Origin of the sequence: Tepidimonas sp., assembly GCF_036825565.1 — a bacterium.
In the GTDB taxonomy this organism is placed as follows: Bacteria; Pseudomonadota; Gammaproteobacteria; order Burkholderiales; family Burkholderiaceae_C; genus Tepidimonas.
This window is the reverse complement of sequence record NZ_DAISXZ010000039.1, coordinates 1-21314: the sequence shown is the minus strand read 5'-3', so window position 1 is coordinate 21314 and position 21314 is coordinate 1. Positions and strand designations below refer to the sequence as shown.

At 70.0% G+C, this 21314-nt stretch carries 19 protein-coding genes and 1 pseudogene; 3 read left to right on the top strand and 17 right to left on the bottom strand.

Annotated features, from left to right (window positions below; translation table 11 throughout):
* The first annotated feature begins 43 nt into the window (after positions 1-43).
* From lptB to V7026_RS06880, 3 genes are read left to right on the top strand one after another with little or no spacing between them, the layout of a single operon-like run.
* Positions 44-799 (top strand): LPS export ABC transporter ATP-binding protein, encoded by a 756-nt coding sequence (gene lptB / locus V7026_RS06890; RefSeq protein WP_334154622.1) that lies wholly within the window; start codon positions 44-46, stop codon positions 797-799.
* Between the two features lie 5 nt (positions 800-804).
* The gene (rpoN, locus tag V7026_RS06885) at positions 805-2409 is read left to right on the top strand and encodes an RNA polymerase factor sigma-54 (protein WP_334154621.1); all 1605 of its coding nucleotides are present in this window, start codon (positions 805-807) and stop codon (positions 2407-2409) included.
* Between the two features lie 4 nt (positions 2410-2413).
* Positions 2414-3619, top strand: coding sequence for a THUMP domain-containing class I SAM-dependent RNA methyltransferase (locus tag V7026_RS06880; protein ID WP_334154620.1), 1206 nt, complete (start codon positions 2414-2416; stop codon positions 3617-3619).
* A gap of 211 nt (positions 3620-3830) precedes the next feature.
* Here V7026_RS06880 and pcaF read toward each other — a convergent pair whose 3' ends face one another.
* From pcaF to V7026_RS06795, 17 genes and pseudogenes are all read right to left on the bottom strand, one after another.
* Positions 3831-5036: a 3-oxoadipyl-CoA thiolase gene (pcaF, locus tag V7026_RS06875; RefSeq protein ID WP_334154619.1), complete on the bottom strand. Its 1206-nt coding sequence runs from the start codon at positions 5034-5036 to the stop codon at positions 3831-3833.
* Positions 5037-5116: 80 nt separating this feature from the next.
* Positions 5117-7165: a phenylacetic acid degradation bifunctional protein PaaZ gene (paaZ, locus tag V7026_RS06870; protein WP_334154618.1), complete on the bottom strand. Its 2049-nt coding sequence runs from the start codon at positions 7163-7165 to the stop codon at positions 5117-5119.
* A gap of 83 nt (positions 7166-7248) precedes the next feature.
* Positions 7249-8028: an ABC transporter ATP-binding protein gene (locus V7026_RS06865; RefSeq protein WP_334154617.1), complete on the bottom strand. Its 780-nt coding sequence runs from the start codon at positions 8026-8028 to the stop codon at positions 7249-7251.
* Complete coding sequence (locus tag V7026_RS06860; RefSeq protein ID WP_334154616.1) at positions 8025-9905, bottom strand: branched-chain amino acid ABC transporter ATP-binding protein/permease; 1881 nt, start codon at positions 9903-9905, stop codon at positions 8025-8027. The genes V7026_RS06865 and V7026_RS06860 overlap by 4 nt, the downstream gene beginning before the upstream one ends.
* Complete coding sequence (locus tag V7026_RS06855) at positions 9902-10927, bottom strand: branched-chain amino acid ABC transporter permease (RefSeq protein ID WP_334154615.1); 1026 nt, start codon at positions 10925-10927, stop codon at positions 9902-9904. Before V7026_RS06855 ends, V7026_RS06860 begins: the two co-directional genes overlap by 4 nt.
* A gap of 99 nt (positions 10928-11026) precedes the next feature.
* Positions 11027-12174: pseudogene (locus V7026_RS06850) on the bottom strand (ABC transporter substrate-binding protein).
* 87 nt (positions 12175-12261) lie between these two features.
* A complete protein-coding gene (gene paaE / locus V7026_RS06845) occupies positions 12262-13359 on the bottom strand; it encodes a 1,2-phenylacetyl-CoA epoxidase subunit PaaE (protein ID WP_334154614.1) in 1098 nt (365 codons plus the stop codon).
* Positions 13360-13384: 25 nt separating this feature from the next.
* The gene (paaD, locus tag V7026_RS06840) at positions 13385-13930 is read right to left on the bottom strand and encodes a 1,2-phenylacetyl-CoA epoxidase subunit PaaD (RefSeq protein WP_334154613.1); all 546 of its coding nucleotides are present in this window, start codon (positions 13928-13930) and stop codon (positions 13385-13387) included.
* Positions 13931-13944: 14 nt separating this feature from the next.
* On the bottom strand, positions 13945-14748 hold the full coding sequence (paaC, locus tag V7026_RS06835; protein WP_334154612.1) for a 1,2-phenylacetyl-CoA epoxidase subunit PaaC: 804 nt from the start codon (positions 14746-14748) through the stop codon (positions 13945-13947).
* On the bottom strand, positions 14748-15086 hold the full coding sequence (gene paaB, locus V7026_RS06830; protein WP_334154611.1) for a 1,2-phenylacetyl-CoA epoxidase subunit PaaB: 339 nt from the start codon (positions 15084-15086) through the stop codon (positions 14748-14750). Before paaB ends, paaC begins: the two co-directional genes overlap by 1 nt.
* Positions 15087-15132: 46 nt before the next feature.
* The gene (gene paaA / locus V7026_RS06825) at positions 15133-16140 is read right to left on the bottom strand and encodes a 1,2-phenylacetyl-CoA epoxidase subunit PaaA (RefSeq protein ID WP_334154610.1); all 1008 of its coding nucleotides are present in this window, start codon (positions 16138-16140) and stop codon (positions 15133-15135) included.
* Positions 16141-16173: 33 nt separating this feature from the next.
* Positions 16174-17499 (bottom strand): phenylacetate--CoA ligase PaaK, encoded by a 1326-nt coding sequence (gene paaK, locus V7026_RS06820; RefSeq protein ID WP_334154609.1) that lies wholly within the window; start codon positions 17497-17499, stop codon positions 16174-16176.
* 45 nt (positions 17500-17544) lie between these two features.
* Entirely contained in the window at positions 17545-18036 is a 492-nt protein-coding gene (gene paaI / locus V7026_RS06815) for a hydroxyphenylacetyl-CoA thioesterase PaaI (protein WP_334154608.1), read from the bottom strand.
* A gap of 131 nt (positions 18037-18167) precedes the next feature.
* Positions 18168-19178 carry a phenylacetic acid degradation operon negative regulatory protein PaaX gene (paaX, locus tag V7026_RS06810; RefSeq protein ID WP_334154607.1) on the bottom strand — a complete coding sequence of 337 codons (1011 nt, stop codon included), beginning with the start codon at positions 19176-19178 and terminating at the stop codon, positions 18168-18170.
* Between the two features lie 31 nt (positions 19179-19209).
* A complete protein-coding gene (gene flhC / locus V7026_RS06805; protein ID WP_334154606.1) occupies positions 19210-19770 on the bottom strand; it encodes a flagellar transcriptional regulator FlhC in 561 nt (186 codons plus the stop codon).
* Positions 19771-19819: 49 nt separating this feature from the next.
* Positions 19820-20173 (bottom strand): flagellar transcriptional regulator FlhD, encoded by a 354-nt coding sequence (gene flhD, locus V7026_RS06800; protein WP_334154605.1) that lies wholly within the window; start codon positions 20171-20173, stop codon positions 19820-19822.
* A 424-nt stretch (positions 20174-20597) separates the two neighbouring features.
* Positions 20598-21164: a cob(I)yrinic acid a,c-diamide adenosyltransferase gene (locus V7026_RS06795; protein WP_334154623.1), complete on the bottom strand. Its 567-nt coding sequence runs from the start codon at positions 21162-21164 to the stop codon at positions 20598-20600.
* Positions 21165-21314 lie beyond the last annotated feature (150 nt).

Here is a 21314-nt window from a genome sequence, read left to right as displayed (position 1 = left end):
CCACCCCCACCCTAACCCCGAGCGACCGCCTGGAGCGCCGCCCGTGACCGCGACACCCGCCATCTGCCTGCGTGCCGAGGGCCTGCACAAGCGCTACGGCCGCCGCACCGTCGTGCACGACGTGTCGCTGCAGGTGCGCAGCGGCGAGGTGGTGGGGCTGCTGGGGCCCAACGGAGCGGGCAAGACGACATCGTTTTATATGATCGTCGGCCTGGTCCGGGCCGACGCCGGGCGGCTGTGGATCGACGGACAGCGGGTGGAGCACCTGCCCATCCACCGCCGTGCGCGACTGGGCTTGGGCTACCTGCCGCAGGAGGCGTCGATTTTTCGCAAGCTGACGGTCGAACAAAACATCCGCGCCGTGCTGGAGCTGCAACACGACGAGGCGGGCCACCCCCTGCCGGAGCCCGTGCTGCGCGCGCGCCTGGACGCCCTGCTGGAGGAGCTGCACGTCGATCATCTGCGCGACGCGCCCGCCCCCGCGCTGTCGGGCGGCGAGCGTCGGCGCGTCGAGATCGCGCGCGCCCTGGCCGCGCAACCGCGCTTCATCCTGCTGGACGAGCCGTTTGCGGGCATCGACCCCATCGCGGTCATCGAGATCCAGCGCATCATCGGTTTTCTGAAGGCGCGCGGCATCGGGGTGCTGATCACCGACCACAACGTGCGCGAGACGCTCGGCATCTGCGACCAGGCGTACATCATTAGCGAAGGGCGGGTCCTCGCCCGCGGCACACCCGCCGAGATCGTGGACAACGCCGATGTGCGCCGGGTCTACCTGGGCGAACACTTCCGACTGTAGCGCGCATGAAGCCCGGCCTCGCGCTGCGCGCTTCGCAGCACCTGACCCTGACGCCCCAATTGCAGCAATCGATCCGGCTGCTGCAGCTCTCCACCCTGGAGATGGCGCAGGAAGTCGAGCAGATGCTGGCCGACAACCCCTTTCTCGAGCGCGCGGACGACGAGGACGCGCCCGACGGTTCGGGGGAGCAGGCGGCGCAGGCCGGGGCGGTTGGCGACGCCGATGGCGACACCGACAGCGGGGCGGACGATCCGGCGCTGACCCCCCCCGCCCACGGCGGGGACGAGCCGGGCCTGCCCGACACGGTGGCACTGCTGGAGAGCGCCAGCCCCGCGGCGCCCGACGACTGGCCCACACCGGCGGAGTCGGATGCGGGCACCGGGGATGCCGACGACGCCTTCGCCCCGGACGACACCGACTGGTCGTGGGACGGGCCGGGGATCGATCGGGATGGCCGCCAGGCGGACGAGAAGCACGGCAGCGCCGCCGAGCTGGCGCGCGGCACCGAACGCCTGCAAGACCACCTGCACCGGCAGGCCCTGGCCCTGCATCTGGACGACGACGAGCGCGCGGCGCTGTATTTTTTGATCGAGTCGCTGGACGACGACGGCTACCTGGGCGACTCGCTGGAGGACCTGACGGCGGCGCTGTGGCGGCATGTGCAGGCGGCCGACCCGACGGCCGGCGAAGCGCGGCAGGAGGAGGTCGCCTCGCTGATGCGGCGCGCGCTCGGCTGGCTGCAGGCGATGGAGCCCGCTGGCGTCGGCGCGCGCCATCTGGGCGAATGCCTGCGGCTGCAGATCCTGGAGCAGCCCAACACGCCCGAGGCGCGCGCCGCGCTGGCCCTGTGCGAGCAGCCCATCGAATGGATTGCCCGGCGCGACATGCGCCGGCTGGCCCAGACCACGGGTCTGGACGACGCGACCCTGCGCGCGGGCCTGGCGCTGCTGACCCGCCTGGAGCCCAAGCCCGGCCGGCGCTTTGCCGACGCGCAGCGGCAAATCATCGTGCCCGACGTCATCGTCACCGTGCAGGGGGCGCAGTTCGACGTACAGCTCAACCCCGCCGTGCTGCCACGACTGCGCGTGTCGGACCTGTACGCGCAGGCCTTGCGCGGCCTGCGCGGAGGCGAGCTGCAACAGCGGCTACAGGAGGCGCGCTGGTTCATCAAAAACCTGCAGCAGCGCTTCGACACCATCTTGCGCGTGGCGCGCGCCATCGTCGAGCGGCAGCGCAGCTTCTTCCTGCATGGCGAGGTGGGCATGCGGCCGCTGGTGCTGCGCGACATCGCCGACGAACTGGGCCTGCACGAGTCCACCATCAGCCGTGTCACCACGGCCAAATACATGGCCACCCCGTATGGCACCTTCGAGCTGAAGTATTTTTTCGGCTCCAGCCTGGGCACGGACGCCGGCGGTAACGCATCCAGCACGGCCGTGCGGGCCCTCATCAAGCAAATGATCGCTGGCGAGGATCCACGCAAACCGCTGAGCGACAGCCAGCTCGCGGATTTGCTCAAGGAGCAGGGCATCGAATGCGCGCGGCGCACCGTCGCCAAATACCGCGAGGCCCTGCGCATCCCCACCGCCAGCCTGCGCAAGACCCTGTAACCCCATGCCCGTATTCGATCTGTTTCTGCCCTGCGCCGGCGGCAGCGCCCCGTTTTTGGCCGACGAGGTCGCCCGCTTGACCGGCCTTGCCACCGACGCCCTGCACGTGGGCCGCACGGGCGTCGGCCTGCGCGGCGACTGGGACACGGTGCTGCGCCTCAACCTGCACAGCCGCATCGCCCAGCGCGTGCTGGTGCGCCTGTGGGAGGGCCCCTACCGCCACGAGGACGACCTGTACGCCGCCGCATCCGACGTGCCGTGGGAAGCGTGGTTCACCCCCGCGCGCACCATCAAAGTCGAGGTGACCGCCCAGCGCAGCCCGCTGCGCAGCCTCAACTTCGCCGCCCTGCGCATCAAGGACGCCGTCTGCGACCGGGTGCGCGCGCGCTGCGGCGCGCGGCCCAGCGTGGACACCGCGCACCCGGATGTGCGCCTGTACGCCCACCTGAGCGCCGATCGGCTAAGCCTGGCGCTGGACACCAGCGGCGAGCCGCTGTTCAAACGCGGCTGGCGCACCAACAAAGGCGACGCCCCGCTCAAGGAAACGCTGGCCGCAGCCATGATCGCCGCCACCGGCTGGACTGGCGCCGACTCCAACGGCGAGCCGGTGCCGCTGTTCGACCCCTGTTGCGGCAGCGGCACGCTGGTCATCGAGGCCGCGCAGATCGCGCTGCGGCAGGCTCCGGGACGGCAACGGCGCTTTGCGTTCGAGCGGTTGCTGCCCCACGATGCCGCCCGCTGGGTGGCGCTGCGCGAACAGGCGCGCGCGCACGAGCGCCCCTGGCCCACCGGTCATCCGCCGCTGGCCTACGGCAGCGATGTGGCGTTTCGCATGGTCGATTTCGCGCGCCGCAACGCCGAGCGCGCCGGCGTCGGGGCAGCCGTCGAGTTCCGCGGGGGGGACGCCCTGCAGCGCCTGCCTCCCACGGACCGCCCCGGGGTGCTGCTGCTCAACCCGCCCTATGGCGAACGCATCGAAGCCGCGGGGGTGGCGGGCGGCCTGGGCGCCGACGTGTTTTACGAGCGGCTGGCCGCCCACTGGAAAACGCATTTCGGCGGCTGGACCGCCTGGGTGCTGACCCCTGACCGGGACCTGCCCCGGCACCTGCGGCTGCAGGCCAGCCGGCGCGTGCCACTCTTCAACGGCCCCATCGAATGCCGGCTGCTGCGCTTCGAGCTCCAGGCCAGAAATGACAACAGTGATATTTAATTCGTTCGGTGGCCTTCGAGTGGCTTTTTTACGGCTTTGTGTTGAATTCGCTGTCAGCTTGTGGTAGATTTCGTCCCGAGTCGTTCGCGCGGCTCCCCGCTTTTCCTCCCTGAGCGGGTGCCTTTGTGTGTGACAGCAAAAGGCTTGCAACCCCGGCCCTTTAGGTCGGGGTTCTTTTTTTTGCGGCTGCCGCGACCAGCGCAGCCGCTGCTCAGACACGCTCCAGCACCAGCGCGATGCCTTGCCCGACGCCAATGCACATCGTGCACAGCGCGTAGCGTCCGCCGCTGCGGTGCAACTGGTTGACGGCGGTCGTCACCAGCCGCGCGCCGCTGGCGCCGAGCGGATGGCCAAGCGCGATGGCGCCGCCGTTGGGGTTGACGCGCGCGTCGTCGTCCGGCAGGCCCAGCAGCCGCAGCACCGCCAGCGCCTGCGCGGCGAACGCCTCGTTCAATTCGATCACGTCCATCTGCTTGAGCTCAAGGCCCGTGCGTGCCAGCACTTTGCGCGTGGCCGGCGCCGGGCCGATGCCCATGATGCGCGACAGCACGCCCGCCACCGCCATGCCGACCACGCGCGCACGCGGCGTCAGACCGTGGCGCGCCGCGGCGGCCTCGCTGGCCACGATCAGCGCGCAGGCGCCGTCGTTGACGCCGCTGGCGTTGCCGGCGGTGACGGTGCCGCCGGGTCGCACCACGCCCTTCAGTTTGGCCAGCGCCTCCAGCGTCGTCTCGCGCGGGTGCTCGTCGTGCGCCACCACGGCCGGCTCGCCTCTGCGCGACGGAATCGTCACCGGCACGATCTCCTGCGCCAGCACGCCAGCCTGCTGCGCCACCAGCGCCTTGCGCTGCGACGCGAGCGCAAAACGGTCCTGATCCTCGCGCGTGATGCCGAACTCGGTGGCGACGTTTTCCGCCGTCTCCGGCATCGAATCGGTGCCGTGCAGCGCCTGCATGCGCGGGTTGACGAAGCGCCAGCCGATCGTCGTGTCGTAGACCGCATTGGTGCGGGCAAACGCCGCCTCGGCCTTCGGCATCACGAACGGCGCGCGGCTCATGCTCTCCACCCCGCCGGCGATCAACAGCTCGGCCTCGCCGGCACGGATGGCGCGCGCGGCGCTGCCGACCGCATCCAGCCCGGAGCCACATAGCCGGTTGACGGTCGCACCCGGCACCTCCACCGGCAAACCGGCCAGCAGCGCGGCCATGCGCGCGACGTTGCGGTTGTCCTCGCCGGCCTGGTTGGCGCAGCCCAGGATCACGTCGTCCAGCGCGCCCGAGTCGAGGCGCGGGTGGCGCGCCATCAGCGCCTCGATCGGCTTGGCGGCCAGGTCGTCGGTGCGCACGCCGGACAGGGCGCCGCCGTAGCGGCCGAAGGGGGTACGGATGGCGTCGCAAATGAAGGCGTGGGTCGTCATGGCGGAGGGTCTGGATGGGAAACGAACGGGGAAGCCGGCGGCAGGCGCATCACGGCGCGACCTCCCGCCCGGCGCGGTCCTCAGGCACGCTTGGCCACCAGCGTCAGGATCTCGTAGCTGGCCACCAGCTCGCCGTGCTGGTTGATGACCTCCACGTCCCACGCCACCACGCCCTGGCCGCGGCCCTGGGCGTCGGTCTTAGCGCGGTCGATCTTGCGCTTGCAGGTCAGGCGCGCCTGGATGGTGTCGCCGATGGCCACCGGCTTGACGAAGCGCAGCGTCTCCAGGCCGTAGTTGGCCAGCACCGGCCCCGGCGCCGGCGAGACGAACAGGCCCGCCGCCGCCGACAGCACGAAGTAGCCGTGCGCGATGCGGCGCCCGAACGGCGAGTCCTTGGCGGCGATCTCGTCGAAGTGCATGTAGAAGTAGTCGCCGGAAATGCCACCGAAGGCGACGATGTCGGCTTCGGTGACGGTGCGGCGGTGGGTCAGCAGGCTTTCGCCGATGCGCAGATCCTCGAAGCAACGGCGAAACGGATGCACCTCGGTCTCGAGGCGCGCGCCGCCGCGCACATATTCGCCGGTCACGGCCGTCAGCATCGTCGGCGAGCCCTGCACCGCGGCGCGCTGCAAATAGTGCTTGACGGCGCGCAGGCCCCCCAGCTCCTCGCCGCCACCGGCGCGGCCCGGGCCGCCGTGCTTCAGCGGCGGCAGCGGCGAGCCGTGGCCAGTGGATTCGGCCGCGGCCTCACAGTCCAGCACCAGCAGCCGGCCGTGCCACGCCGCGGCCAGCGGAATCGCGTGCGCGGCCACCCGAGGATCGCGCGTGACCAGCGTGGCCACCAGGCTGCCGCGGCCGCGCGCGGCCAGGGCCAGCGCCTCGTCCAGATCGTCGTAAGGCAGCAGCGTGCTGACCGGGCCGAACGCCTCTACCTCGTGCACCGCGGCGTGGCCGTGCGGGTCGCGCGCCAGCAGCAGCGTCGGCGCGCAGAACGCGCCTTCGGCGGTGCCGTCGCCCAGCGGCGCGAAGTCTGGCCCGCCGTCCCACACCACCTCGGCGCCGGCGCGCAGCAGGGCCACGCGCTCGGCCACGTCGCGCTGCTGCGCGTGCGAGGCCAGCGCCCCCATCCGCACGCCCTCCAGCGCCGGGTCGCCCACCACCACCTTGGCCAGGCGCGCGCGTAGCCGCTCGGCCAGCGCCTCCAGGTGGCGGCGTGGCACCAGCGCGCGGCGGATCGCGGTGCATTTCTGCCCGGCCTTGACGGTCATCTCGCGCACCACCTCCTTGACGTAGAGGTCGAACTCCTCGTCGTCCGGGGTGACGTCGGGGGCCAGGATGGCGCTGTTGAGCGAGTCGGCCTCGGCGTTGAACGGAATCGACTGACGCACCAGGTTGGGGTGCGCGCGCAGCCGCGCCGCGGTGTCGGCGCTGCCGGTGAAGGTGACCACGTCCTGGCCTTCCAGCCGATCCAGCAGATCGCCGGTGCCGCCGATGACGAGCTGCAGGCTGCCTTCGGGCAGCAGACCGCTGTCGACGATCAGGCGCACCAGCGCCTCGGTCAGGTAGCTGGTGGCGGTGGCGGGCTTGCCGATGCACGGCATACCGGCCAGGAAGGTCGGCGCGAACTTCTCCAACAGCCCCCAGACGGGGAAATTGAAGGCGTTGATGTGCACCGCCACGCCGGCGCGCGGCACCAGGATGTGCGTGCCGGCAAAGTGCCCCTGCTTGCCGAGCGGCACCGGCGGGCCTTCGTGCAGCAGGTTGCCGCTCGGCAGCTCGTTGCTGCCCAGGCTCGCGTGCGCAAACAGCGTGCCAATGCCGCCCTCGATGTCGATCCAGCCGTCTTGGCGTGTGGCGCCGGTGTGGGCGGAGACGGCGTACAGCGCCTCCTTGCGCTCCATCAGGTACTTGGCCAGGGCCTTCAGACGCGCGGCGCGCTGCTGGAAGTCCAGCCGCAGCAGCGCCGCCTGCGCCCGGTGCGCGTGCGCCAGCGCCTCGGCGAAGTCGATCGGCTCGGCATGCGTGGCCGCCACCGGGCGGCAGTTGACGGCGCTGCGCAGCGTCTGCGCCGGGGTGTGGCCGAACCAGCGGCCGGCGATGTAGCTCTGCAGGACGGGGATTTCGTTCATCGGGGTCGTGCTCTCCATCGAAAACAGAAAGATGCGGGTCGCCGTGACACACCGGGCCCGGCGCCGGGGCGGCGGGCTGGGCGTCAGGCAGCCGCGGTGGACGGGACAGCCGGCTCGGCGGCTCGGTGACCGCCCAAGCCCAGGTAAGTCTCGACGATGCGGCGGTCGTGCAGCAGGTCCTCGGCCGCGCCGTACAGGGCGATGGCGCCCATCTCCAGCACGTAGCCGCGGTCGGCGATCTGCAGTGCGGCACGGGCGTTTTGCTCGATCAGCAGCACCGATACACCGACCTCGCGCAGCCGCGCCACGGTCTGCAGCACCTCGCGCACGATCAGCGGCGCCAGGCCCAGCGACGGCTCGTCCAGCATCAGCAGGCGCGGCTTGGCCATCAGCGCACGGCCAATCGCCAGCATCTGGCGCTCGCCGCCAGATAGTGTGGCCGCCATCTGCGCCCGGCGCTCGCGCAGGCGCGGAAAGATCGCGAACACCTCCTCCATGCGCTCGCGCTGCGTGCGGTCGCCGCGGCGCCAGCGCGCAAAGCCGCCCAGCAGCAGGTTGTCTTCCACCGACATCTCGCCGAACAGTTCGCGCTTTTCCGGCACCAGCGCCACCTGGCGCGCCACCATGCGCTCGACGCTGGGCCGCGGCACCACCTCGCCGGCCACGGCCAGCTCGCCGCGCGAGTGCAGCAGGCCCATCGCGGCGTTGAGCAGCGTGGTCTTGCCCGCCCCGTTGGGGCCGATGACGGTGACGATCTCGCCCTCATGAACGTCCAGATCGACCTGGTGCAGTGCCTCCACCGGCCCGTAGGAGACGCAAAAGCCGCGCAGACGCAGCAGCGGCGTGCGTTCGGCGGGGCTCATGCGGCGCCTCCCAGACCATCGTCGCCTAGATAGGCCGCCAGCACGCGCGGGTCGCGCTGGACCTCGGCCGGGGTGCCGCGCGCGATCACGGTGCCAAAGTCCAGCACCGTGATGCGGTCGGCCAGGTTCATCACGAATTCCATGTCGTGCTCCACGATCAGGATGCCCAGCCCCTCGCGGCGCAACTGGTCCAGCAACCGCGCCAGGGCCTGCTTTTCCAGATGGCGCAGGCCCGCGGCCGGCTCGTCCAGCAGCAGCAACACCGGCTGGGCCGCCAGCGCCCGGGCAATCTCGACGATGCGCTGCTGGCCCAAGGCCAGCGACCCCGCGGGCGTGTGCGCGTGCTCCGTCAGCCCGCAGCGCTCGATTTGGCGCATCGCCTCGGCCAGCAGCGCGGCTTCCTCGTGACGGTCCAGCCGCAGCATGCTGGCCAGCCAGCCGCGCCGCCCGCGCAGGTGCGCGCCCAGCGCCACGTTGTCCAGCACGCTGCGCTGGCCCAGCAGCCGCACGTGCTGGAAGGTTCGCCCCAGGCCCAGCGCGGCAAAGTCCCGCGAGGGTCGCCCGACCATGGGCTGGCCCAGCAGCCGAACCTCGCCCTCGGTCGGGTCGTCCACGCCCGAGATCATGTTGAAGAAGGTGCTCTTGCCGGCACCGTTGGGACCGATCAGCGCATGCACCTCGCCGGCGCGCACCTCCAGCGACACCTGGCTGTTGGCCACCAGGCCGCCAAAGCGCTTGGTGACGTCGCGTGCCTCGATCAGCACCGTGCCCACGGCGGGCAGGGCACGGCCCGGCAGGGCGGCCGGCGCCGGTAGCTTGCGCGGCGGGGACACCACGCCCGCCCGGCGCGCCCAGCCGGCCAGCGTGGGCCACAGTCCGTCGGCGTAGCGCTGCAGCACCAGCATCATCAGCAGGCCGAAAACGATGACCTCGAAGTTGCCGCTCATGCCAAACAGCTTGGGCAGCCAGTCTTGCAACTGCTCCTTGAGCAAGGCGATCAGTGTTGCGCCGAGCAGCGCCCCCCACAGGTGCCCGCTGCCGCCGACCACCGCCATGAATAGGTATTCGATGCCGATGTTTAGATTGAACGGCGTCGGGTTGACGAAGCGCTGCAGGTGGGCATACAACCAGCCCGACACCGCAGCCAGCAGCGCCGCCAGCACGAACACCTTGATGCGCTGGCGCGCCGTGTCCACGCCCATGGACTCGGCCATGACGCGGCCGGTCTTGAGCGCGCGGATGGCGCGTCCCTCACGCGAATCGAGCAGGTTGTGCAACGCCCACACCGCCAGCAGCAGAATCACCCAGATCAGGATACCCAGCGCGCGCGGATCGGCCAGCGAGACCCCCAACAGCGTCAGCGGGGCGATGCCGGTGAGCCCCGTGTGCCCGCCCAGAAAGCCCAGGTTGCCAAACAAAAAGTACAGGCTCAGCCCCCAGGCAATGGTGGCCAGCGGCAGATAGTGGCCCCCCAGGCGCAGCGTCACCGCGCCCAGCCCCCAGGCCACCCCGAAGGTCAGCACCAGCCCCAGGACCAACCCCACCCACGGCAAGGCCTGCGGGGGCAGGCCGGACAGGGCGGCAGCCACGTCGGGCGATGTGCAGACCCAGGCCGTCGCATAGGCCCCCAGGCCCACGAAGGCGGCCTGACCAAACGAGGTCATACCCCCCACACCCGTCAGCATGACCAGCCCCAGCGCCACCAGAGCATGCAGCCCGATGTAGTTGAGCAGGGTAACGGTGAAATCGGGCAGGAAGCCCCAGGCGGCGGCCAGCGCCAGCACCAGGCCGAGCGTCACCCTGCGGGGCGATACCCCGACGCCGGGGGTCGCGGGCGCGGCAGCCTCGACGTGGGGGGCGCGGGTGTCGGCGCTCATTCCTCGTCCTCCACATGGTGGCTGCGCAGCGAGCGCCACAGCAGCACGGGGATGATCAGTGTGAACACCAGCACCTCCTTGAACGCGCTGGCCCAGAACGACGCGAAGGCCTCGAGCTGCCCCACCAGCACCGCGCCCAGCAGGGCAGCCGGGTAGCTGGCCAGACCGCCGATGATGGCGGCGACGAAGCCCTTAAGCCCAATCAGAAAGCCCGTGTCGTAATAAATGGTGGTGATGGGCGCAATGAGCAGCCCGGAGACCGCCCCGATCAGCGCCGCCAGAGCAAAACTCAGATCACCGCACAGCTCGGTCGGGATACCCATCAGGCGCGCGCCGACGCGATTGATGGCCGTGGCGCGCAGTGCCTTGCCGAGCAACGTGCGCTCGAAGAACACGAACATCGCGACCACCAGCAGCCCGGTCACGCCCAGCACCACCAGCGACTGGCCGCTGACGGGCACGCTGCCGAGGTCGAACCGCGCCTCCGAGAACGGCGGAGTGCGCGAACCCTCGGCGCCAAAGAACCACAGCCCCAGCCCCATGTGTACGCCGTGCAGCGCGACCGAGACGATCAGCAGCACCAACACCGTCGCGTGCGACAACGGCCGAAACGCCAACCGATAGGTCAACGGCCCCAAGGGCGTGACCAGCAGCAGCACGGTCAGCGCCTTGCCCACCAGCGTGGTCGGCTGCCACCAGACGGCCAGCGCCGCCAGCGCCGGCAACACGCCGCACCACAGACCAGTGGACCACCAGTCCACCTGTCCGCCCCGCCGCTGGCGCCACGCTTCCACGGCCAGCGTCGCGGCCGCCATGGCCAGCAGCAACCACAGGGTCGCGGGGGTACCGCCGGCCTGCAGCACGGCCATCGTGAGCGCCCCGTAGGCCACCAACTCCCCCTGCGGGACGAAAATCACCCGAGTCACGGAGAACACGAGCACGAGCGCCAGCGCCATCAGGGCATAGATGGCGCCGTTGATGATCCCGTCCTGGCCCAGGAACAGGGCGATTTGCAGATCCATGGGGTCACACCACAGCGCCGGCGGCTGGCGCCGCCGGCAAGGTCAAGGGAGCACCCACGCGCGCGGCATCCGGGATGCCGACGCGCCCGGGGTGACGGCTCAGGGCTGGTACTTCCAGGTGCCGTTTTCGACTTTGACCATCACGCGGGCGCGCTGGTCCAGGCCGGCATGGTCGGTCGGCGACATGGTAAAGATGCCGTGCGCCCCGGCCACGTTCTTCAGGCCTTCGAGCGCATCGCGCAGCGCGGCGCGGAACTCCGGCGTGCCCGGCTTGGCCTTCTTGAGCGCCTCGGGCGCCGCGGCAGCAAGCAGCAGACCGGCATCCCAGGCATGGCCGCCGAAGGTGCTCACCGAGCCCTGGCCGTACGCCCCTTCATAGGCCTGCACATAGGCCAGGGCCGACTTTTTGACCGGATGGTCGTTGGGCAACTGGCTGGCCACCAGCATCGGGCCCGCGGGCAGCAGCGTGCCTTCGCAGTCTTTGCCGCAGACGCGCAGGAAATCGTTGTTGGCCACGCCGTGGGTCTGGTAGATCTTGCCGTTGAAGCCGCGCTCCTTGAGGGTTTTTGCGGCAGGGCGGCGGGGGTGCCGGAGCCGGCGATCAGCACCGCATCCGGACGGGCCGAGACGATCTTGAGCACCTGCCCGGTCACCGAAGTGTCGGCGCGGTTGTAGCGCTCGTTGGCCACGATTTGCAGCTTCTTGAGGCCGGCGGCCTTGACGAACTCCTGGTACCAGCCTTCGCCGTAGGCATCGGCAAAGCCAATAAAGGCTACGCTGCGCACCCCGTTGTCGGCCATGTGGGTGGCGATCGCCATGGCCATCAGGATGTCGTTCTGCGGCGTCTTGAACACCCAGCGCTTCTTGGCGTCCACCGGCTCGACGATGCGCGCCGAGGCGGCCATGGAGATCATGGGCACCTGCGCCTCGGCCACGACGTCGATCATGGCCAGCGAGTTGGGCGTGGTGGTGGAGCCGATGACGATGTCGACCTTGTTCTCGCTGATCAGCTTGCGCGTGTTGGTGACGGCCGCGGTGGTGTCACTGGCGTCGTCGAGCACGATGTAGTTGACCTTCTCTCCGCCGATGGTCTTGGGCATAAGGGAGACGGTGTTCTTCTCCGGAATGCCGAGCGAGGCCGCGGGCCCGGTGGCCGAGACGGTTATGCCGACCGTGATGTCGGCCCAGGCGGCCCCGGTCAGGCCGGCGACGGCGACCAAAGCGAGCAAGCGTTTGCGCAGGGTCATGAAAAGTCTCCTCTGGTGAGTGGGGAAATCGGCCGGCGGGGCGGACCTGTCAGCGGTTGCTCGTTGTAGCATGCACTATCGTGCATGTCAACGCTCATCGAAACTGAGCACCAGGCGCTCGGTCACCGGGTGCGATTGGCAGGTGAGCACGAAGCCGCGCGCCACCTCGTCGTCGGTCAGGCTAAAGTTGCGATCCATCGTCACGCGGCCTTCCAACACCTTGGCACGGCAGGTGCTGCACACCCCGCCCTTGCAGGAGTAGGGCAGGTCCAGCCCGGCCTCCAGCGCCGCATCCAGCACCGCTTCGCCGACGCCGATGGGCACCTCGTGCTGCTTGCCGTCCAGCACCACGATGGCCTGGGCGGCGGCCTGCGCCGGCCGGCGCTCGCCCGCGGCATCGACGTCGGCCTGCACCTTGGCGGCCTGCGCGGCACCGGTGGTAAAGCGCTCGGTGCGGATGCGCTGGGCGGGCACGCCCGCGGCCAGCAGCGCCTGCTCGGTGGCCTGGATCATGGCCTCCGGCCCGCAGATGAACACCTCGTCCATGCTGGCCGGCGGCAGCAGCGCACCCATGATGGCGCGTACCTTGGCCTCGTCCAGTCGGCCCTGCAGCAGATCCACTTCCTGCGCCTGGCGCGACAGCACATGGATCATCGTGAAGCGGTCCGGGTAGCGGTCCTTGAGGTCCTGCAGCGCCTCGTTGAACATGATGGTCGCCGTGCGCCGGTTGCCGTAGACCAGGGTGAACTTGGACTCGGGCTGCTCCTCCAGCGTGCTGGCGGCGATGGACAAGATGGGCGTGATGCCCGAGCCGGCGGCAAAGCCCACGCGGTGCAGGGCGCGCGGGCGCTGCACCGTGAAGCGCCCCTCCGGCGGCATCACCTCCAGCCGCTGGCCGGGCCGCAGCGCGGTGGACGCCCAGTTGGAAAAGCGGCCGCCCTGGACAGGCCGGATGCCGACCTCCAGCTCGCCTTGGCGCTCCAGGCGCGAGCGCGGGCTGCAGATGGAGTAGTTGCGGCGCAGCTCCTGCCCGTCCAGCCGGGTGCGCAGGGTCAGGTACTGCCCGGGCTCGAAGCGGAAGGTATCGCGCAGCGGGCCCGGGATGTCGAAGGTGACGGCCACGGAGCCGGCGGCTTCGGGGCTGATGCGCTTGACGGTGAGTTCGTGGAAATGGGGAACGCTCATGGAACCCTCGACGGTCGGTGGGTGGTCAATGGGGCTTGAAGTGGTCGAACGGCTCGCGGCAGTCCAGACACTGCCACAGCGCTTTGCAGGCGGTGGAGCCGAAGTGCGACACCTCGCGGGTGTGGGTGGAGCCGCAGCGCGGGCAGGCGACCGGCTCGGGCGCGCGCGGCACGAAGCGCACGATGCGCTCGCCGGGACCGGTGCCCTCGGCGCTGCAGCGGCCCGGCGGGGCGATGCCGTAGGCGCGCAGCTTGTCGCGCGCCACCCCGGTCATCCAGTCCGTGGTCCAGGCGGGGGCGAGCTGCGTGGTCACGCGGCCCGGCACACCCAGCCGCTGCAGGGTGGCGCGCACGTCGTCCTCGATCTGCCCCATGGCCGGGCAGCCGCTGTAGGTGGGTGTGATGACCACCTCGACCAGCGCCGGATCGTCGGCGGCGGGACGCACATCGCGCAGGATGCCCATCTCCGCCAGGGTGACGACGGGGATCTCCGGGTCCGTCAGGCCATCGAGGGCGGCGCGCACGCGCGCAATCGATTCGGCGGTCACGGGCAGGGCGGCGGCGGTGGACATGGCCGGGACCGGATTCACCAAACCGCGCCAGGATGGGCCCGCGCGACCGACTGCATCTCGCCCAGCAGGTAGCTCAGGTGCTCGGAGTGCAGGCCGTTTTTGCCCTGGGGCACATACCCCTGATCGGAAGGGTCGCGCAGCGTGGCCTCTTGCAGGGTGGCGGAGACCGTGGCGCGCCAGACGTCACGCAAACCGGCCACGTCCACGCCGATGCCGGCTTCCACCGCCGCGCGCTCGAAGTCGCTCGGTGTCCAGAACTCCTGCGTGTACGGCATCAGGTGGTCGAAGGCGGCCTGCATGCGCGCGTGTGAGGTGTCGGAGCCGTCGCCTAGCCGCACCACCCAGTCGCTGGCGTGGCGCAGGTGGTAGCGCGCCTCCTTGAGCGACTTGGCAGCGATCGCGGCCAGCGGCTCGTGGCGGCTGGCCTGCAGCGCGTCCCACAGCGGCACCATCAGCGCGCTGTACAGGAAGTTGCGCGCCAGCGTCACGCCCCAATCCATGTCGCCCTGCGCATAGCCGACGCGCGGCAGACTGGCCGGCAGCTCCAGCAGCACGTAGTTGCGGAACTGATGCGCGTCACGCCAGTAGGCATAGCTGTCCTCGGTGGCATCGCCGCCCTGCAGCCGCGCCGCCTCCTGGTACAGCAGGCGGGCCTGGCCGATCAGGTCCAGCGTCTGGTTGGCCAGCGCCAAGTCCTCCTCCAGCACCGGCCCCACGCCGCACCACTGGCTGTTGCGTTGGCCCAGCACCAGGGCGTTGTCGCCCAGGTGCAGCAGATAGTCGACCAGCACGGTCGTGTCGGTGGCCACGGTATCCATCACATGTGTCCCACTTCTTCGGGGATTTCGTAGAAGGTCGGGTGGCGGTAGATCTTGTCGGCCGAGGGCTCGAAGAACTCACCCTTGTCCGCGGGCCGGCTGGCAACGATCGCCGCGGAGGGCACGACCCAGATGCTGACGCCTTCCTGGCGCCGGGTGTAGATGTCGCGCGCCATCTGCAGGGCGTGCTCGGCGTCGGCGGCGTGCAGGCTGCCGCAGTGCTTGTGCTCCAGGCCCTGCTTGCTGCGCACAAAGACTTCCCACAGCGGCCAGTCTTTTAGGGCCGGGGTGGCTTTGGCGGACGCATCCGCGCTCGCGGGGGTGACGGGTTGACTCATCGGGGGACTCCTTGGGTCGCTCGGGTCGATGACGGGCTGCCGACGCTCAGGCGGCGGCCTTCAGATCGCGCTCGCGGCGCTTGCGGGCGTGGGCCAGGGCACCTTCGCGCACCCAGGCACCGTCCTGGTGCGCCTTGACGCGGGTGGCCAGGCGCTCCTTGTTGCAGGGACCGTGGCCGTTGACGGTCTGCCAGAACTCTTCCCAGTCGATCTCGCCAAAGTCGTAGTGGCCACGCTCGGGGTTCCACTTCAGCTTCGGGTCCGGCAGCGTCACGCCCAGCACCTCCGCCTGCGGCACGGTGGCGTCGACGAACTTCTGGCGCAGCTCATCGTTGCTGATGCGCTTGATGCCCCAGCGCATACTCTGCTCGCTGTGCACGCTGGCGCTGTCGGGCGGACCGAACATCGCCAGGCACTTCCACCACCAGCGGTTGACGGCGTCCTGCACCATGCGGCGTTGCTCGTCGGTGCCGCGCATCATCGTCAGCAGCAGCTCGTAGCCCTGACGCTGGTGGAAGCTTTCTTCCTTGCAGATGCGGATCATCGCGCGCGCGTATGGCCCGTAGCTGCAGCGGCACAGCGGGATCTGGTTCATGATCGCCGCGCCGTCCACCAGCCAGCCGATGACGCCGACGTCGGCCCAGTTGAGGGTCGGGTAATTGAAGATCGAGCTGTACTTGGCGCGGCCCGTGAGAAGCTGCTCGATCAGCTCGGCGCGGCTGACCCCCAGCGTCTCGGCCGCCGAGTACAGGTACAGGCCGTGGCCGCCCTCGTCCTGCACCTTGGCCAGCAGGATGGCCTTGCGCTTGAGGCTGGGCGCGCGCGTAATCCAGTTGCCCTCCGGCAGCATGCCCACCACCTCGCTGTGCGCATGCTGGCTGATTTGGCGTACCAGGGTCTTGCGGTAGGCCTCGGGCATCCAGTCCTGCGGCTCGATGCGGCCGTCCGCGTCGATGCGCGCCTGGAAGGCGTCCAGCTTGTCGGCCGGCTCGTCGGACTGGATCGGTTGGACCTTGCCGGCGGGGTCGGGGATGCTCAGCGCTTGGGTGTACATGGTGGGTCTCCGGTGGCGGAAAGGGCAGCGGCGTCAGGCGGTGCGGGGGCGGTCGTCCTGGACCCGCTTGGCCTTGCCGGTCTGGGTGCGCGGCAGTGCGTCGGCGTCGAGCACCGTCACGCGGGTGCTGACGCCGATGAAGGTCTTGATGCGGTGCTGCAACTCGCGGCCGATCGCGGCACGCTCGGCATCGGAAAGGCGCCCGCTCAGGTGGCGCTGCAGCTCGCAGCGCACCTCCAGCTGGTCCAGATGGCCGTCGCGCGTCAGCACCAGCAGGTAGTTGCCCGACAGCTGCGCATCGCGCAGGATCTGCTCCTCGATCTGCGTCGGAAAGACGTTGACGCCGCGCAGGATCAGCATGTCGTCGGTGCGGCCTGTGATGCGGCCCATGCGGCGGAAGGCACGCGACGTGGGCGGCAGCAGCCGCGTGCGGTCGCGCGTGCGGTAGCGGATGATGGGCATCGCCTCCTTGGACAGCGAGGTGAAGACCAGCTCACCCTCCTCGCCATCGGGCAGGACTTCGCCGGTGTCGGGGTCGATGATCTCGGGGTAGAAGTGGTCCTCCCAGATCACCGGGCCGTCCTTGCTCTCGATGCACTCGTTGGCCACGCCCGGGCCCATCACCTCGGACAGGCCGTAAATGTCCACCGCGTCCAGCCCGAGCTTGCGTTCGATCTCGGCGCGCATGCCCTCGCCCCAGGGCTCGGCACCGAAGATGCCCACCTTGAGCGAAATCTGCTCCGGCGCGATGCCCAGACGCTCGAACTCCTCGGCGATCACCAGCGAGTACGAGGGCGTGACCATGATGATGTCGGGCTTGAAGTCCATGATGAGCTGGACTTGCTTTTCGGTCTGGCCACCGGACATGGGGATGACGGTGCAGCCCAGCCGCTCGGCACCGTAGTGCGCTCCCAGCCCACCAGTGAACAGCCCGTAGCCGTAGGCCACGTGCACGATGTCGCCTGGGCGGCCGCCGGCGGCGCGGATGGAGCGCGCCACGAGGTTGGCCCAGGTGTCGATGTCGCGCAGGGTGTAGCCCACCACGGTGGGTTTGCCCGTGGTGCCCGACGAGGCGTGAACACGGGCCACGCGTTCACGCGGCACGGCAAACATCCCGAACGGGTAGTTGTCGCGCAGATCGGCCTTGGTGGTGAACGGAAACTTGGCCAGGTCCGCCAGCGTCTTCAGGTCGTCCGGGTGAGCCCCGGCGGCGTCGAACTTGGCGCGGTAGTGCGGCACGTTCTCGTAGGCGTGGCGCACGCTCCACTTCAGGCGCTCGAGCTGCAGCGCCGCCACCTCGTCACGGCTGGCGGTCTCGATCGGCTCCAGATCGCCGGGGCGCGGGGTTTTGACGGGCATCGGGGTCTCCAGGGGGGGGAAGTCTCGGGAAAAGGCCACGCCACATCAGCGCGAGCGGGGTGCGGCACCGTCGGCCGCCTGGGCCAGCCCGGCGATCACCTCGCCGCTGAGCCGGTAGCTTTTGCCGCGGAACAGGGCCACCGTGCGCCCGCCCCGCACGCGCACGGTGATGTCGTACACCCCCGTGCGGCCCGCCAGCGAGCGCTCGACGGCCTCGGCCTCCAGCACGTCGCCCTCGCGCGCCGGCGCCAGAAAGTCGATGTGGCAGGCCGACGCCACCGTGTTGTGGTTGTAGCTGTTGCAGGCGTAGGCAAAGGCGCTATCGGCCAGCGTGAAGATCAGGCCGCCGTGGCAGATGGCGTGGCCGTTGACCATATCGCGCCGCACGGGCATGGACAGCACGGCCCGGCCCGGCGCAATGGCGTCCAGGTGCATACCCAGCGCCTGGGTGGCGTGGTCGCGGACCCACATGGCGGCACCGACCGCTTCGGCCAGGGCCTGCGGGTCGGTGGGGGGAGGGGCGGCGTCGGCGCTCATCGTGATACAAAGATTGCAGTGTTTATTTGCAGTTCAGTATCAATGAAAGCCGGCCCGGTGCGCACCAGGGTTTACCCGAAACCCTGCGGTTTTCAGAACCCTGCGGCCGACCCCGCGGTGCGGTCACGCCCTCACGCCAAACGCGGCGCGCCCAGGGAGCACTCATCCTCCAGGGACTCGAAGCGCTGCCACAGCCAGTTGGCCGCGCCCGGCACGTGGCCGTCGGCCAGGTGCAGCCGCTCGTCCAGGTGCTGCTCGGCCGGGGCGAGCAGCAGCCGGTACAGGCGCCGGCAGACGTGGCGCGCGCGCTCGCCCGGCCAGTCGCGCGGCAGCAGTTCCTCCGGCAACTGGGGGTCGCGCAGCAGCAGGCGCCGCCAGTCGTGGATGAGCAGCGTGCGCCCCAGAAACGCCGGCGCGGGCGCAGGGGGGCCGTGCGCCTCCAGCTCCGTCACCAGCGGGGCATACCGCGCCACGAAGATCGCGTACTCGCCCGCCAGCGCCTCCAGATTCCACGCTTGGCGGACCAGGTCGCGGTCGGGGGCGGTGCCGCGCAGGGGCAGGCGCTCGGCGCGCAGGGGCAACAGGTCGGCGCGGCGTTCGCCCAGCCCGTCGGCCTGCAAGGCCTCGAAGGTCGCACCCACGTCGGCGCTGGGGTGGACGAAGATACCCCCGGGCAGTTCGCCATAGCCCTGCCAGAACAGCGACCGGCGCAGGCGCTCGCGGTCGCGCGGCGACAGCGCACCGGTGACCAGCAGCAGCCGCCAGTGCAGGTCCCAGCGCGGGGCGCGCGCGGCATAAATCTGGCGCGAGGCTTCCTCGAAGCGGGCGCGCCCGGCGGCGGTGAGCATGTAGTCGGTGCGCCGGCCGCAGGCTTGGTTGACCAGCCAGCCGTCCTGCACCAGCCGGTAGACGGCCGTGCGCACCAGGCGCTCGTTGATGCCCAGCGGCTCCAGCAACTGGATCAGGCTGCCCAGCCACAGGCGCGCGCCGCGCGGCAGCACCGCGTCGCCAAAGACCGAGATGATCAGCGAGCCCGCGTGGACACGCTCCAGGCGCGCGAAGGACTCGATGCGCGCCTGCAGCGCACCGGGAGCGGGCAAAGCGGACGCGGCCGGCGCCGCCGCGGAACGGGAGCGGGACATGCCCGCGATGGTAGCGCCGGCCCGCGGGGCGTCAGGCGCCGACGCGCAGCGCCCCTTCGGCGCGGCCCTTGCCGGCACGCGCCGGCGGCTTGCACAGGCCGCACACATAGTGGCGGGCGTTGACGTAGGGATCGGCGACGAAGTGCCCGCCGCAGCAGGTGCAGCGCGTGCGCACCAGCATGCCCGCGTCCATGAACCGGCTCAGCCGCCAGGCGCGGGTGAAGCTCAGCAGCGGCTCGATGCCGCAGACCTGCATCTGCTCCTCGTACAGGCGGTAGGCCTTCATGATGGCGTCGATGTCCTCCAGCGCCACGGTCTTGAGCAGCGACTGGCGGATGTTCTCGAACAGCGAGGCGTGGATGTTGGGCTGCCAGGCCAAAAACCAGTCCGTGGAAAACGGCAGCTGCCCCTTGCTTGGAGAACGACCGGTGACCTCCTTGTACAGCCGCAGCAGCTTCTCGTACGACAGGTTCGTCTCGCTCTCCAGCACCTGCAGGCGTGCGCCCAGACCGATGAGGGCGACGGCGCGCTCGATGTCGCGGCTTTCGTGGACGATGCTGCGGGCGGGCGACTTGCGGACGGCGGTGGTCATGGCGGGACTCCGGGCGGGCGAGTGGGTCTAGGGCGTGAGCGGGCAGCGGTCAGACGTTGGCGAGGCGGCCGGCCATCAGGATGCTGGCGTGCAGGCGCTGCGCGGCCTCGCCCACCGATCGCTGGGGGGCGTGGCTGCTGGTCAGCAGCTTCCAGACCATGTCGTCGTCGGCCTGGAAGCGGCACAACAGCGTGTTGTGGCTGGCCAGCTTGACGATCTGCGCCGGCGACAGAGCGGCGAGCAGACCGGCCGATTCCTCGCTCAAGCCCAGGCGGAAGGTGGCTTCGGCCTTGTCGGCGCGAATCAGGCGCTGCGCGAGCATCAGGTAGGTCAGGTTGGCCTCGCGGATCTCGGCCAGCAGTTGCTCGCGGTCGGTCTCGTTCAGGGCGGCGGTGGCGGTCATGGCAGCACTCCTTTTCGTCGGTTTGCGCGCCCCGGGCCAGGGGGTTTAACACAGCCCGAAAAGCGTCGGTTCGTTGAAAAGGATTGTGAAAACCCGCCACCTCTGCTTGAATCCGAAGGTGTCTGTTCGACGTGTCGGCCTCCGTCGTGCCCTTTGTCGGAAAAATTCCGACACGCGCCCTTTCGCCGCAAAGCATGGGGCGCTTGAACCCCCTGGGGTTGGTTCTATGGTCCCGACACTGGACACTGTATAAACTCCCTGGAAACACGCGATGACGGAAGCGGTGCCGTCGATCAAGGCTTGGGGGAACAACCCGGGCGTGCGCGCGGCCCGCCCCACCCGCTGGCAAGGCTCGACGACGCGGTGTTCGGTCAGGCGCTGCGCGTGCTCAACCCGAGCATCATGCTAGCGTGAACACGGCCTGTCAGCCCGGCTCCCCGCGCCGCAGCCGCTCGCTCTTCCAGTACACGTCGTCGCCCCCATGCATGCGGTTGAGCACCCGCGCCAGCACGAACATCAGATCGCTCAGGCGGTTGAGGTACTGCCGCGGCGCGTCGTGAATGGCCTCCTCCTGCCCCAGGGCGACCACGCTGCGCTCGGCGCGGCGGGCGACGGTGCGGCACACATGCGCCTGCGCGGCGGCACGGGTCCCCGCGGGCAGGATGAACTCCTGCAGCCGCGGCAGTTGGGCGTTGTAGTGCTCCAGCGCCTCGTCCAGGGCGAGCACCGCCTCGGGCTTGAGCAGCTCGAAGCCCGGCACGCTCAGCTCGCCGCCCAGGTTGAAGAGCTGGTGCTGGATCTCCACCAGCACCGCGCGCACATCGGCCGGCATGTCCTCGCACAGCAACAGGCCAATGTGGGAGTTGAGCTCGTCCACATCCCCCATGGCGTGCACGCGCAGGCTGTTTTTGCTGACGCGCTGGTTGTTGCCCAGCCCCGTGGTTCCCCCGTCGCCGGTGCGGGTGGCGATTTGCGTGAGTCGATTGCCCATGGCTGTTGTCCCTTCTTGCACGGCCAAGCCGATAATCCCGGCATTATCGGAAACCCGCTTGGCGCCGTCCGCCCGCCCCCGGAGAGCCCATGAACGCCCCAGGTGTTTGATGGCCTCGTTGAGCTGCTTGCGCGTCACCCCGGGCTGCAC